The organism is Natronorubrum aibiense (assembly GCF_009392895.1).
Lineage (GTDB): Archaea > Halobacteriota > Halobacteria > Halobacteriales > Natrialbaceae > Natronorubrum > Natronorubrum aibiense.
Map to the genome: position 1 here is coordinate 753,571 of NZ_CP045488.1, position 14,996 is coordinate 768,566.

The following is a 14,996-nucleotide window of genomic DNA, read 5'->3' on the forward strand; positions in this document are numbered from 1 at the left end:
GAAACCGTCGAATCATGTCATTCGTCATAACCGGCCGGAGAATGCAAACTAGTCGTCGCTCGTTTTCGCTGGAGGTGTGTAGTCTCCGCCAACGGATTTCCCGAAAAACATCTCGCGAAGCGAGAGTTGGTAGTTTTGTTCCTGATAGGTTCGTTCGACTGCCTGGAAGTAATTGACCACCGTCACGAGCAACACGCCGCCGATCGTGTTTCCGAGAAGGACGGGGAGCACGAATTCGAACGCACCCGTCGCGAGTGCCAATTCTCCTTGGAACACCAGAAACATCGCTTCGGTAGCGGAGACGACGACGTGGAAGAGATTACCAAGTGGAATTGCGAGAAATGCGATATAGATCATAAACAACCGTGACGTCGTATCCTGTGCCGCGTAATCCAGCCAGACTACTCCTGCGACGATAAAACCAGCAAAGACGGCTTTGAAAAACAGGTCCCACCACGCCGTTGCAACGCCCTTTTCAGCGATACCAACCGCCGTTGTCATCACTTCCGGAGAGAATACTCCCGTTGACGCGAGGATAAACGCTCCCAGTGTTCCACCAGCGAGGTTTCCAATCAATACGATCGTCCAAACGGTGAGCAATGCTGGAACGCTTGCTAATCGCTCGAGAACGAGTGCGACTGGTGGCAGTGTATTCTCAGTATACAGTTGGTAATCACCGAGAATGATGTAAATGAAGCCCAATGGATAGAGTAGCGCACTCGCAACTGGTGCACCACCGGTTGCATCCGTCAGAGAAGCGTAGATCATGAACGTGAGCGTGATCGCAAAGCCCGCAGCTAATGCGCTAAAAAACAGTTCTCGCGCGCCAGTCGAAATTTCTTCGTCTGCAGCAGCGACGATCCGATGAAAGATCTCATCCGATGAAAACCGATCGCGGACAACGGCACCGGCGGCCGGTGCGCCACTTCGTGATCGCTCGACGGCTTCCCGGATAGACTCGCCCTGCTCTGAGTCATCCGATACTGACGTATCCTGTGCGGACTCCCTGTGCTTTTGCTCACTGGCGTTCATGCTGGCGGATTCGGGGTAGTTCGCATAAAGGTGTCGTCACACCGCTAAGAAACCCATCATTGATATTCCTGTTTTCGAACTCTCCGACTCACTCTCGGATGATACTGTTCACTCGGAGAGTAAAGCAATTCGTTTCAACGATGCGTTTGCAAATACAAGTGTCTTACAAACGGATCTCAGAGTATCACTCGTCACCGGTTTCCAGTTCGAACTGCGCGTTCTCAACGACGCTGTTGAGGACAACGCTGGTGTTCGACTGGTTGATATCAGGATCGGAAAGCAGTGTCTTGATTTTCTCGTTCATATCATCAGTGTCTTTGAACTTTCCGACGGCGATCACGTCGTAGTTCCCGGTCACTTCGTAGACGGAGACCATTTGTTTGTGTTCCTGAAGTGTCTCCGTGATCTCGGGAAGGGCACTCCCCTCAGCTTTGAGTTGCATAATCGCCGTCACGTCGTACCCCGCCTTGTCGTAATTAACGACCGGTGCGTATCCCTCGATTACGCCTTCCTCCTCGAGATCGGAGAGGTGGTTCGAAATAGTTGTAACAGAAACATCCAGTTCCTCGGCAAGACTCCGCAGGCTCGCTCGTCCATTTCCAAGTAACGCGTTAACCAGATCCGAATCGAGATGTTCATACGTCATATAATTCTCTACTCTCTACATATATTAGACTATTTCGAACAGTAGATTCGAAATGTACGATAAAAAATTGCTGTCTTTTTGCAATGGTTCCGTCGCTAACGCGAAGACGCTTTATAATTATACATATTTTGACTGTTTTATTTGTACTAAAAACATCGGTGGATTTTAATGAAGGGCAGATCTGTTACGCTCATCAAGGACGTTCTCTCACCACTCAGAGAGCGCATCGGATCCATGGAACCACATCAAAATCACGAGGAAGGATGTGACACCAGTCAGCGCGAACGCACCACCGATGTAAAATACTGATGCCATACTCACCTCGTACATGAGCCAACCACCGAGTAACGGTGCGATGACGCTTCCTGGTCGCCAAATAAGTTCGCGAATCCCGAAACTCGAGGCGACGCCACCATCGTCGGTCCCTTCGTCAGCAAACAGCGCCATACTCGCGGGTTCACGGAAACTGTCTGCGATACCCAGCAATCCTGAGAGCGCAACCAATGGAAGAAATGCCGGAGAAACGTTGCCGAATAACGTGAGTTGAGCCGGCACTGTCTCGAGCGGCAGCCACGCAGGAAGCGTTGCACTCGCCATCGCTGCTGGGAGGACCACGGAGAGCTCTGCAGGGAAGCCAAGTACGGTTCCAATCGCTGGTGAAAACGGAACAGCTAGCGCGATTAGACCGTATGCTGCTCCCCCAGCGAAGACGAACACCGCTCGTCCGTAGCTATCCGAAAGCCGTCCTGTGAAGGGCTGACAGCACATATTGGTAAACTTCTCGGCAACCACGGTGAGCGCAACTGCGAGACCACCGTAGGCCAAGCCACCTTCGGCTGCGGAGACACCAGCGAAGATCGGTACCCACGTTCGCACGAGTGTGACCGAAAATGCGTACTGGAAGCGAAAACTCGAGAGTGTGAGTATTCGACGGTTGAGCGCCAGACCGGTAAATGGAAATCCGTGGATGCGCGTCTCATCCGGCTCAAGGTAAACGACTGTCCCAGCCCATGCGACGAGCACGATCCCGACGATGATCGAAAAAATATGGCCGAAGCCAAACGCCTCATAGAGCGTTCCCGCGCTAAGGCTCCCGATGATGGAGGCGGCAAAGCTCGCTGCGTTGGCCTTGCCGATGTAGTTCGCTCGAGTCCCGGCGTCGGCAAGCTGTCCGACGAGTGAGAGTGTCATCAATCCGGTTCCCGTAACGACGATTCCTTGCAGCCCTCGAATCGCGATAAACGACGCACTTGAATCGACGATTGGAAACAGTGCATAGACGACGATACCGATTCCAAGGATTACGAGCAACACGGTCCGTTTGTCGAATCGGTCGCCGGCCCACGCAACAGGAACAACAGCGAGTGTCTGGGCGAAAGTAAACCCTGTCGCGTAGAGGCCAACGATGAGTCCGGCACCGATCGTCAACCCCAGGATCGTCGTGTCGGTCGGCTCGAGCGTATTGATATAGTACGGCAAGAGCGTGATCAGCGTGACAAAACCGAACCCCTCTGCGAACCGAGCAAGATAAAGCGACCAGAACTGCAGGCGTTCCTTGTTCACGGCGTACCTTTCAAATATGGGGAAAAGGCGTTTCGAAACGACGAATATACACTGTAGGGTCTGCTCCGTTCGACTCTGCACACTTGTCCGCACGGATTTTAGACACTCTTTCTCCTACCTGTTGTACTTCTACCGTCTTTCGCTGGTCTGCCGCTCTTGTACTCTCTCTTCTTACGATGTCAGGGTCGTGTGGCTGAGGATTCCGTACTCCACTCAAAATCTTTGAGTAGAGTCGGCGACATACTGTCACTAATCATATAACTATCTCTGACCTGTATGCGTGGTTCGACTGTGAACTAGCCTGTTGGCGGAACTGACGGGCGCCGCTCCGCTCGTGCTCGTCACGATTCTCTTGGTCATCGTGTATGGGTCCGATCAACTCGCCAATCGAGATATCCAAGACTGTGAGGCTGTCTGCCTCGAGTCGACGCAGCGTGATCGCTGACCTCGAGTACACCCACCATCGACGAGGTCCGGGGATGGTGACGAGACTGATGACAGCCTCAAGGCAGAGTCACTCAGACGACCCATCAGTGAGTGCAAAAACGATGAGCTATCCGCTGTATATCATTTTTCGACTGTTAATGTTAGTGTCACTCTGTCGGCGATACCACAGTCGACTCGACGTGACGATCATATCTTGGCAGAACTCGATGGAGACGATCACGCTATCAATATGTTCTACTCGTATTCGAACACGCGGGCCATCCCCCGTTCCAAGTGATAGACGTTATGACAATGGAACAGCCAGTCTCCAGGGTTGTCCGCCACGAAATCGAACGTCACCTGATCGCCGTGAGGTGCGACGAGAACGGTGTCCTTGACCGCGTCGCCCACCTGGAAGAAGTGACCGTGCAGGTGCATCGGATGGATCGCTGGACTGCGGTTTACCATCTGCACTCGCACGTGCTCTCCTTCACTGATTTCGAACGGGTCGGCATCAGGATACGGCTCGCCATCGATGGTCCACGCGCCGGCGTCAGTGCCACCCATCATTCCGCCCGACAGCGTGAGATCGAACGTCCGATCCGGACTGTCGCTGAGATCAAGCGGTTCGAGGGCCTCGAGATCGCTGTACTCGAGTTCTCGGCCATCGAACTGCGGTCGCTCGGCGGAGCCGTCGTCGGATCCGTCTTCGTAGCGCAGTCTCGCTTCCGCGGGGGCCTCGGAGCCGACGACAGGTTCTGCGACGATGGCCCACTCACCGGGTGAGTCGGCCTCGAGGATTGCGTCGTAGCGCTCGCCCATGCTCATGACGAATGAATCTACGTCGACGGGTTCGACCGGTCGCCCGTCAGCGTGTGTGACGGACAGTGAGTGGCCGCCGATGCCGACGCGATAGGTCGTGGCGCTGCTTGGATTGATGAACCGCAGACGAACGCGTTCGCCTTCTTCGACGTCGAACACCGGTGGGTCCGACGGGAGCTGACCGTTAACGAGCAGTCCCTCGTACGGCGGTCGCTGACCCGTCATTTGACTTCCGGGTCCCATACCATCACCCGGTCCGCGACCGCCCCCAGGTCCACCACTACCGGGCCCCATGCCACCGTCGTTTCCGTTTGGTCTGTTGCTTGGTCCCATGCCGCTTCCGGGACCCGTTCCGTCACCATCTCCGCTTGGTCCGCCGCTGGGACCTATTCCGTCACTGCCCAGTGGCGCTTCGATCGAGTCCAGTGCCGGCTCCTCCGTAAGATGGTCGTCGAACTGCAACGTGTATTCGCGGTCGAACTCAACGTGTGGCGACTCTTCCTCGACAATTAGGGGGCCGTAGAGTCCCCTGTCGAGTTGCAACCCGACGTGGCTGTGGTAGACGTATGTCCCTGCCGGTGACGCCTCGTATTCATACTCGAACGTCTCGTCCGCCGAGATGGGTTCTTGCGTGACGTCCGGAACGCCATCCATCGAGTTTGGAACAGGAACGCCGTGCCAGTGAATCGTCGTCTCCTCGGGCAACTGGTTCTCGAGCGAGACGCGCAGCGTCTCCCCTTCGCTGACTCGGAGCTCCGGGCCGGGGAATTGCTCGTCGTACACCCACGTCTCGAGGCTCTCGTCCATCCCGACATCGATCTCCGCGCTGGAGGCGACTAACGGTTGTTCCTGTGTGTCCTCGTCGTCCTCCTGTGCGGTCTGCTGAAGTGCGGCCACTCTGATTCCGGTCCCGCCTGAGAGTCCCGCCATTCCGAACAGCGTCGCGCCGCTGACACGCAACGCCTGCCGTCGCGGAACGGTTTGTTCGTGTTCGTTGTCGTCCATCATGGAATGTCCTATAACGGCATGAAAAACAGGAGCGCATGCGTATGACGGCACGCTCCCTGATCCGCGATTGGTACCGTGACTCTGGAATCGGACCGGAACCCACCGACAGGGGCGCTCGTGTGCTTACTCGAGTGGCGGGATAGCAGATTGTCTCTGGTCAGACAGTCTATATCCGATGCTGAACCACCGTTACGCAGGGCTGTCACCGACTCGCCGACGCTGTACCACTCGTTGAACGGTAGTCTCTTCCGCACCGACGGTGTGGGAATTCGATGCCCGCGAATTGGAGTGGAGCGATCCCGCAGACATAGAGGACTTAGCTTCTATTGGCGTACCATCGTACCGGCCGAGTTCGAACGAGTACGGCAGCGTCGCTCGTCTGAGGACCTCGAGAGACAGGCCCTCGTGGCCAATGATCCTAATTGCACCCAGTGCCGGCGCGCGAATGCTGGCAAGATTTGAGGACAGAGACGAACTTGACGACGGTATCGAGGAGTGGTCTCCCGGACAATTCTACCTTACACAAGAGGTGAACACACTTCTTGATCTATGAATTATATAAAATTTGATATAATTTTGTCGCGTCTCTGTCGGAATCTTCTCCCAGTGGAGACCAGATTGCAATACTGCCTGGTATAGGCGTTCATATCGTCAAAATATCTATTTTTGTCATTTGTCCACGCAGATCGGGTATCCACGAAAATTGCATGGACAGGAGTGTCCATGCAAAATCGCATGACTGGAACGCTGTCCACGCAAAAATATGGTCCGAAACCAACTAGTATACACTGGGTTCCATCCGCAAAACGATGCAAGGACAGGCAATCTGGATAGGATATCTAATATCGGCACTTATATCAGTCTTCTTATACACTTTTCTATAGATTGAATGAGGACAACAGATCAAATTCATACACTTTCATTTATTGGGCTCTGGTGAATTGCTAGATGACAGCGACCTTCGGAGAGTACTCACATTTCCCGAGTCGTCACGCTGGAACAATGTTGACTCCAACCTCGAAGATTCTGGCAGTGACGAAGCGGATAGACACTCTCACAACACCCTTGAAACACGAGAGCCTGACACTGTTTGACTATCTGTCAAAGCAGTTTGATGTTTGTTCTTTTGATCGGTTGTTTAACAGGATTTATGATAAACTGCTGTCTCGTGTTACAAAAGAATGACAAACGAGCGCCGAATGTCTACCGTTCGGTTCTACGGAGGGATTGAGGAGCGCTTGGATATTTTCACGGATCTACTCTCGCACCTCGTACAATCTACCGAGAACGACGAAGGAGTACCACGACACGAGGTCGTTGACTGGATAATCGCCAACACAAATGCAAAGAATCCTGATTCGGTTGCGGATCGCTTGAATTTCATCGAGGAACTCGGCCTCATCGAGGACCAAGACGGCACATACTCCTGTACACGAACCGGTCGCTGCTATCTCAGGGAGCGAGATCCGATCGTCCTGTACAACGCGCTTCGCACGAGCATCAAGGGCTTCGATACAATCCTCCGTGCGTTAGCTCTCGAGCCCAGAACCGACGAGGACCTCATGGAACTGCTCGTTGGCGAGTTCGAAGAGTGTCAGATGGAGACGCCAGGCGTGGTGACACGCCATCGCAAGTGGTTGCAGATGATCGGCTACGTGGAGCGGACAGACGATCACAACCATCTCACTGAAGCCGGTGAGGCAGTTGCCGAACAACTCCATGGGCTCTCTGCTGTAGAGCTAGAGCCCGGCTCAACCTACCACCGTCAGACCCTCCACACAGAATACGGCGGCAGCATCCAGGGCGGAATCGCGCCCTCGAGAGACGAACCCGTCGTCTTTCTCTTCACTGGTGGCACCGGAGAAGCACACGGCTATTAGGACGAGATCCGCCCGGACGGGACCGTGATCTACACCGGAGAAGGGCAGGTCGGCGACATGGAAATGAAACGCGGGAACCGCGCAATTCGAAGCCACCTCGAGCACGGACGGGAACTGCACTTCTTCACGATGGAAACCGAGGGTGTGCAGTATGTTGGCCAGTTCATGTATGCCGGCCACTTTTTCGAGGAAATCCCCGATTCGGAGGGCAACGCTCGCGAAGGGATCCGATTCAAACTCGCACCGATCACAACCGATCAGACCAGCCATCAACCAACGGCCACAGACGACCGACCCTCGAGAAACTCCGATCTTCGCCAGTTCACCGACCCGACAGTCTATCGGGTGCCCGTGAAGTCATAGCCGTATCATCCGACAGTAAATAGTGTTACTTTGATCTGCGAGTTTTGAGCCATGGTTCTCCGGGTAAATGACTGCCACCAATCTCAATTACACGGAGTTTATGAGCAAGTAAATAGATTGTTAGTGCGCCAATGATGGTCGCAGGAGTCGTGGCGAGATGCCAGATGATCATAGAATCAACCGCGTAGCCCATCGATTCCAGTGTCTCACGGAAGTCTTGAAGGATTGCAAATACTGTTGGATGGGTAACGTAGATTCCTACCGCATAAGTCCCCCAAGTAGGAAGCGACGTATCGGCAAAAAGCGTCGGTCGTGAAAGTAGAAACAGGAACAGCGAAGTGCTTAGCAGCGCGGTGGAAATCCCGTAACTTGGTGCATAGACGTATGAGCCGAATGGTTCGCCACGGAGGAGATAGCCTAGGGCATAGAACTCAATAAATTGTAATACGATGAATAAGCTAACAAAACCAAGAAGGAGTCGGCCTTTTTTCTTGGATGGTTCCCAGCTTCGTACGCAAATAGTATAACCCAAACTGGTGTAAAAAAAGCCGAAGAAGAGGGCGTCTCGAATTTCAAATGGGATGTCCACGAACATCGTGTAAGTCGCACCGAGGAGCCCAACAAGATGAAAGCACAGCGCAACTGGTAACACGTAACTCGGTTTTCCAATCACAGTGACGAAGGAAACGAAGAGGAGTGAAAAGAGTAGGGCGGGAAGAAACCAAAGAATCTCGGAAACCGACGTGCCGTAGTATAGTAATTCGACTGGGTCAAGGAACTCGGTAATGCTGCTGACGGTGGTAGCTCGAAGCGACTGATCGGCAAACTTCGCTTGAACTAGCTGACCTCCGAGAAACGTCGGAGCGGCGAGTACGAGTCCAAAGAGGTAGAGAGAGGTAAGTTTGACAATTCGCTCGGGGAGGTACTTAATGGGATTGTGGTGGGCAGTTTTGGGCGCAAAAAAGTATCCCGATGTAAGAAAGAAGAAGGGAACGGCGAACCGTGAGATTGTCTTAGTTCCGAAGTTTATCATATTTCCATAAGCATTAATTCTCTGAAACGGATCGGTGTGTATTAGCACGACGAATACTATCGCAATAATTCTCATTGCATCGATACTGTAGATCCGACTGGCCATTATTGGGGCTAGGTAGAGGTTAGTAATGACCGTTTTGAACTATATGGATCTGAAGAATCACTAGATAACACTGGTCTTCGGGGTGAGATTGGACGGCTTGAGGCGATACTCTGGAAATGTTTTACCCATATTTTGAACCGTCGGTTTTTATGACTTACTAGAGTTGTTACTGGTACAAGCTGCTAGAATAGTTGATAATCTGCCAACACTCTCAAGAAATGCCTTCCGTCAATTAATATCAATCCGACAGGCATCTGGGTGATGTGTTTTTCAGCTATTGCCAGTGATTGCCATTTCGAGTGCGTCGATTGCTTTGTGAGGTTTGACGTCGTGTTCCAGGAGCGGTTGGCGGTAACTGTCACGCATGTTCGGCAAGCACGGGGGCAGCGGCTACACAATATGCGATGTATAGACGTTCGAGAAATATTCAGTGAATATGAATATTACCAGAGTCAACAGACAGTTCTGACTTGCTCAGAATCAGGATAAAATTGATAATGAATAAGTCATGTGATTTTTGTGTCGCGCTGCATCACACGACATCCTCTCTCATCTGAGTCAACCAACCACCATCTATCCACTCCCGGCGGCCACACCGCCCATCCGGGAAGTATCTCTCAAGTCGCAGTTATTGGTCCTTGAGTGTATCGACGGTTTCCTTTGGTCTGACCTCGTACTCCAGGAGCGGTTGGCGGCCAGCTTCCACGCACGCTCAGCAAGTTGGGGATCGATGTCCTCGTCACGAACGGAGAACTCAGTCAGTATGACGCCAATCAGGTGATCTTCTTGGCGTTGTTCTGTAGATATCAAGGTATCTGGCCGCAGCTTTGTATTTAAAATGCAGCACAAAAAACGCCGGCCAGAAGCCAACGTCGGTGCTCCCCATCCAATGGTGGTGTGTCAATCGAATGGATGATCAGAGATCACACGTTGATGGCTATTGACAGTGGAATGATCTCTTCACTGGCGGTGATCTGATGTTTCATGTCGATGGAAATGTCAGCAGCGACAGTACCCATCATCCTGCCAGTTGGACAATTCGAGCAATCCAAATTAAGTCTATTGGCCATCAGAGGAAGTCAATCTCTGGAGAGTGAGATAAAATATACGATATCCTACTAACAAAAGGGGTTTGATATGGGATCTTGGACATCAACTGCCCAACGGAACCTCGCGAACAGACAGGAAGATTTCGAGAGTAGTGATCTTAATCGAAATTCGGATTACTGCACATCTTCTTGGTCGTGAACTTGTTCACAGTAGCGGCACTCAAGCTGACCGTCTCCGATATTGCGGAAGCCGCTCCCCGGACACTCAGGGTCGTCGCACGGAAGCAGGCGGTCGGTCTCTTTGTGCTGCTCTTTGTACGTCTGGATTGCGTCGTACAGCTTCGGTTTGGTTTCGTAGTATCGGCGGCCGCTGTCATCCCGCTTGCCTGCCACTCGGTTCACCAACCCGCGATTCATCAGTGACGTCAAGATCCGGTCGTCGATATTCGCCTCGCTGCTGGTCCACTCCCTGCCGGGTTCAGGGATCTCTGAAAGCTCATAGATTCGATTCCCCACCCAATTGGCTGCCGATGTCTCGAGTTTCGTCACAGCATCGTTACTCATTCTTCTCCGCTCACCCCCGCAGCCTCTTTCAGCCGCTCGAGTTCGGGCGACAACTCGAGTCGGGTGTTGCCATCGACGTGAGCGCTACTCATCGGAATCTCCTCGCATCTGGTCGATCTCGTTCGACAGCGATCGTTCGAGCGAGCGGGCATCGTCGACCATACCGGTGACCATCTCATGTTTCGCTTCGTTGAGTCCAGCCGCCGGCACCTGCTGGAGTGCGGCAAGTGCATCGCAGACTTGGGCAAGCGACTGTTCGCGAACCTCGAGATCCGACAATAGCGGCTGGTTACTCATCAGGATCACGATTCTCGCAGACAGTTTTGGTTGCAAGCTCATATGCCTCGTCGAAGTGCTCCTCGAGGAACTCGATATCTTCGCGGAGGTGACTGAATACAGCCGGTCGGTATTCAGGCTACCACTCTGACTTACCATGTGAACTATCCCGACCTACCGCGTTGAGGTCGGGGCTTCCTGTGTCTGTGTCGGAACTTGCAGGAACAGGTCCCACAGCGGTTCCAGACTCTGCAGGCGATTTCCCTTTACAGGCGGTTTGGTGTGTCCCACTCCTACCGAATCGACACTCGGACACAACCGGTCTGATGGAGGCGGACGGCGAACGCCCTGACGGGCATCGCCGTCCGCTCGTTCTCCCAAACTTCTTCTAAATCCTCGTCGTAGCTCTCGCTGAGCAGGTCTGCGAGCATTCTAACCAATTCACTCAACGACCTGGTCACTTCTCAAACTGGCTCAACTAGACACTGCCCCAGTTTCTTATTTGTCAGTTACGGAGTTTATCGAGTATTGTTTCCGTTAGGCCATACCCATATAAAGAAATAAACTAAGACGACAGTAATGAGTGCGAATGTGCCAATGAAGAGAGCTATCATGAAAGCAGGCGGATAAAGGAACAAACCCGGTGGTGGAACGTCTTCGTATTTATTGAGTATGTCGAAAACGACAGCAGGAACGGCGAGAACAGTTGTAGGCAAAATAAACAAGACGACAAATGTCTCCAATGCCCATTCTGGAGCACTAGTAAAAAAAGTAGTACCTGACAAAAACAAAGCACTGACGCCAGACAGTGTCGGTAAATACCACCATTTGTCAGTGCGAGCAGCGATGGATTCGAGAGTTTGGAGAACCGGCCCAGACGAGTAGTTTTCGGAGACCATAGCCCCTATTTCTAGTTAATTTTCAAATATTTTCTGTTCACGAAGTCTGGTATCGTGCTGAGCTCATCCTTATATTTCGAATATCATTCCTGACAAAACCGGATAGATAAGTATTCTTGTCGGTATGTGTGTCCACTGTACTTACCGTTCATCGGGTAGTCATGGGAAGAGTCTGCAATCCGTTTTGTGATGCCCTTTTCTAGTTCAGCTAGTGTCTTTCGTGGCGCAGTTGTTGTTAGCATCTTATTATTCAAATGAACCCGAGGCTCTGGTGAATCGACATACGGCGTCGGGTTCCAGTGGTTCGATGGAGTCGTGAGAGCGTCCGCCCGCTTCGTCACTGCTGGAATCCTTGACGTCACAGGCAATTTCGTTCCAGCGTGACGCCTTGAGCGAGGTGAGTTCTCACCGGAGGTCGCTGCCGGCTAGCGATTCACCAGATCCTACGAGACAGTACCGAAATCAACTCGGACTAAACACATACGTGTCATTTTTTTCGTTTCGCGGTTTCGTCGGCAAAGGTATCCATGACGGTACGAAATTGAGTCACGTACTCGTCAATTATCTCAGAGAATATTGGGTGACCGACAAGGCGATCAGACGCGACCACGGAGAGAATCGCTAACGCAACACCTGCAGAGACATCGATTGCCCAGTGGATCCCGAGATACATCGTTGAGATGGCGACACTCACTGCCAGCAGGACTGCGACACCGAACCAGATTGGGTATTCTTGTCTGGTCCGGTAGGCAAATAACGCGACCGTCGCTGAAAGCGATGTGTGCAACGATGGAAAGACGTTAGTGTTGTGATTAACCTCACGGGTGAGAGACTGGTACTGAGGTTGGAAGTCGTATAGGACGGTTTGGATCATATCCGGTATGACGTTTCGAGGCCCGTAGGCAATCACCAGTAGATAGAGGACTAATCCGATCAAATAATTGAATGCATATGCAGACAGTAGCTCTCTGAGCGGCCGCGTATCAGACAACGCAAAGTACGCAATCACGGGGAAAATTAGCATAAAAGCGTACCCATAGACATAAATGAACGAAAAATACTGTGTGATTGCCGGATTAGCAAATGATTGGAACCAGATAATTGCCTCGCCTTCGATGGCATAGAATGTCGGTGTCAGATTCCACCCAATTGCCCATGAGAAATCTGGTAGATGTTGCCGAGCGACTCGGTTTATGAGCAATGCGACTATCACTACGGCTGCGACAGGAGCACTCTTATATAATCGGACCCGCCATTCCTTCCATGTCGTCCGTAATCGGTTTCGACCGATACACAGAGGTATAAAAACAGCGAGTAGAATCGAGACAACGGATGCTACTTCAACCAGTAACCTTCCAAGCATCAGTAATCCATTAGACGCTCACGGTCGTCGTTGTACTGGAAACCGTCTCGTTCGAACGCTCGTTTCGCCAAGTCCACGTTGAGGGTTCCTGTCTCTTCATTGGTCGTTGTTTCATTATCATTGCCGAAAAAGGGAGCGTATTGCGCTTCTCCGTCCCACATCAGATCGTCCGGTATCCACTCCGAGACGACGGGTGCGACGGTCGGCGTCGCCTGCCCATTAAAGATTTCGTCGACGATCGCTTCTCTATTGATTAGCCTCGCAACATTCTCTCGGAAATGTGGATTGCTAAACGGAGCGTTCCGGACGTTGAATCCAATGTGGTAGAAACTCCACGATGGTGTCTCGAGGAGTTCGAGATTGGAATTATCTAAGATGTCACTGACTGTTTCTGGTCTTAGAGTTGATGCCGTCATATCCACGTTTCCTGCCGAGAGTTGATCGACAGCCAAGTCGCTGTTTGGTACGACCGAGAAATTAAGTTTATCCGCGGTCGGTGCTGGAAGGTCGACATGTTTTCGTAGGGTGAAGTGATCATCGAATCGCTCGAATCGAAGTTGAGAACGCGATTCTTGGTCGACGAATGCGTACGGACCGCTACCGATTTTCGGCACGGAAGCTGCGGTGACAATATCCCACGTTCCTTGCGTTGGCTCTTCATTATTCTCAAGGCGCTCTTTGACCGCTGCTTCCCAGACGTGTTTCGGAAGAATCGGAATCATAAACAACTGCTTCCCGACATCAACCGACGTTCCGACTCGAATTCGGACGGTCTGTGGATCGAGAACCTCGACTGCTTCAACGGCATCCACCAGCTCACGGTACCTCGGCGTCGGAGACGGAGTATCACGCTCTCCAAGAGAAGTATCAGACAGAAATTCATAGGTGAACGCGACATCTTCGGCGGTAACCAGTTTGTCATCATGGAATCGACAGTCAGGACGGAGAGTAATCGTTGCAACCGAACTGTCCCACTCCACCGACTCTGCGAGCCACGGACGGATTTCATCTCCATCTTCAACCACCAGCGAGTCATACAGGATTCCTACAAACATGTCTCGGGTTCGATACGCCGCAGACAATGGATTAATATTTTGAGACGATTGAGAGTCAGTTGTGACAGCGGTTAATACCGTATCTCCTTCGAATGCGTTAATATTCGGCTCAAGATCAAGGAAGCCGAGCCTCGTTCCAAGGCGATAATCAGTCCAACCTTTGAACCGGTCCGTTCTGACAAGACGACGTTCAGGGGGGATACAGATTGGAACAATCGGATGCGTTTGCGCTACGTGATGTAGTACTTTATCAATAGCTTCCTTTCGTTTCTTGCCGGTTGCCGAACGCTGCTGTTCAAGTAGTTCATCCATTTCGGCATCCGCGAATCCAAAGGGGTTCTGCCAGCCGGATTCGGGAGCATACTTCGAGTGGAACAGTCCGTACAGGTAGTATGGGTCAGCCCTGCCCGGATAATGACTGACATAACAATCGTAATCGCGATCCAGCAAGATCTTGCGCCATAGTTCGGAATCGGTCCGTGGTTCGATTCTAGTATTAATTCCGACTGCTTTGAGGTTTTTTTCGAGTTGGCGAGTGATTTGTATGCTCTGTCGATCACTGTCCGTGGGGTGCGTTAAGATCGTGACCGAGAGTTGATTATTGGATCCATCAATAATGCCTTGTTTCCCGTTCGTACAACCGGCAAGCGAGCTAACAATTCCGCCACATCCCGCTGCGAGAACGGTACGTCTGCTTGCCAAACTGTTCAATTCATTTGAGTCTTTTTCCATTTTAAATCTAGGACACATATGCCGTGACAGTTGATCGTTTTCCACTACATGTCACGTTCGATAGTATGTGTGTTTGCTTTCAATATTCTTGAGGGATATTTTCTAATATACTGATTGTGATAACCGAACCATCTTCAAATTTGTGTATCTCTGTCTTTCTTCGAGGAGAGAATCCCGCTG

The 14,996-nt window shown here is 51.9% G+C and carries 10 protein-coding genes and 2 pseudogenes; 2 read left to right on the forward strand and 10 right to left on the reverse strand.

Going from position 1 to position 14,996, the window contains the following annotated elements:
* Positions 1-54: 54 nt before the first annotated feature.
* The 4 genes and pseudogenes from GCU68_RS03835 to GCU68_RS03850 all read right to left on the reverse strand — a co-directional run.
* A pseudogene (locus GCU68_RS03835) lies at positions 55-1,032 on the reverse strand (formate/nitrite transporter family protein); the annotation flags it as partial.
* Between the two features lie 184 nt (positions 1,033-1,216).
* Complete coding sequence (lrp, locus tag GCU68_RS03840; protein ID WP_152939161.1) at positions 1,217-1,678, reverse strand: HTH-type transcriptional regulator Lrp; 462 nt, start codon at positions 1,676-1,678, stop codon at positions 1,217-1,219.
* Between the two features lie 207 nt (positions 1,679-1,885).
* Positions 1,886-3,241, reverse strand: a complete 1,356-nt coding sequence (locus GCU68_RS03845) for an MFS transporter (protein ID WP_152943561.1) — start codon at positions 3,239-3,241, stop codon at positions 1,886-1,888.
* Between the two features lie 681 nt (positions 3,242-3,922).
* On the reverse strand, positions 3,923-5,494 hold the full coding sequence (locus tag GCU68_RS03850; RefSeq protein WP_152943563.1) for a multicopper oxidase family protein: 1,572 nt from the start codon (positions 5,492-5,494) through the stop codon (positions 3,923-3,925).
* Between the two features lie 1,202 nt (positions 5,495-6,696).
* On the opposite strand from GCU68_RS03850, the gene GCU68_RS21510 reads away from it, so the two are divergent.
* Positions 6,697-7,377 (forward strand): helix-turn-helix domain-containing protein, encoded by a 681-nt coding sequence (locus tag GCU68_RS21510; protein ID WP_193565065.1) that lies wholly within the window; start codon positions 6,697-6,699, stop codon positions 7,375-7,377.
* A gap of 24 nt (positions 7,378-7,401) precedes the next feature.
* Entirely contained in the window at positions 7,402-7,740 is a 339-nt protein-coding gene (locus GCU68_RS21515) for a hypothetical protein (protein ID WP_193565066.1), read from the forward strand.
* Between the two features lie 25 nt (positions 7,741-7,765).
* Here GCU68_RS21515 and GCU68_RS03860 read toward each other — a convergent pair whose 3' ends face one another.
* The 6 genes and pseudogenes from GCU68_RS03860 to GCU68_RS03885 all read right to left on the reverse strand — a co-directional run bounded on the left by GCU68_RS03860 (position 7,766) and on the right by GCU68_RS03885 (position 14,816).
* Positions 7,766-8,878 (reverse strand): acyltransferase, encoded by a 1,113-nt coding sequence (locus GCU68_RS03860; protein ID WP_227014911.1) that lies wholly within the window; start codon positions 8,876-8,878, stop codon positions 7,766-7,768.
* 1,223 nt (positions 8,879-10,101) lie between these two features.
* The gene (locus tag GCU68_RS03865) at positions 10,102-10,476 is read right to left on the reverse strand and encodes a hypothetical protein (protein ID WP_152939163.1); all 375 of its coding nucleotides are present in this window, start codon (positions 10,474-10,476) and stop codon (positions 10,102-10,104) included.
* Positions 10,477-10,575: 99 nt separating this feature from the next.
* Positions 10,576-10,788 carry a hypothetical protein gene (locus tag GCU68_RS03870; RefSeq protein WP_152939165.1) on the reverse strand — a complete coding sequence of 71 codons (213 nt, stop codon included), beginning with the start codon at positions 10,786-10,788 and terminating at the stop codon, positions 10,576-10,578.
* A gap of 293 nt (positions 10,789-11,081) precedes the next feature.
* Positions 11,082-11,198 (reverse strand): annotated as a pseudogene (locus GCU68_RS03875) (IS6 family transposase); the annotation flags it as partial.
* Between the two features lie 955 nt (positions 11,199-12,153).
* Complete coding sequence (locus GCU68_RS03880) at positions 12,154-13,029, reverse strand: phosphatase PAP2 family protein (protein ID WP_152939167.1); 876 nt, start codon at positions 13,027-13,029, stop codon at positions 12,154-12,156.
* Complete coding sequence (locus GCU68_RS03885; RefSeq protein WP_152939169.1) at positions 13,029-14,816, reverse strand: ABC transporter substrate-binding protein; 1,788 nt, start codon at positions 14,814-14,816, stop codon at positions 13,029-13,031. Before GCU68_RS03885 ends, GCU68_RS03880 begins: the two co-directional genes overlap by 1 nt.
* Positions 14,817-14,996: the final 180 nt, after the last annotated feature.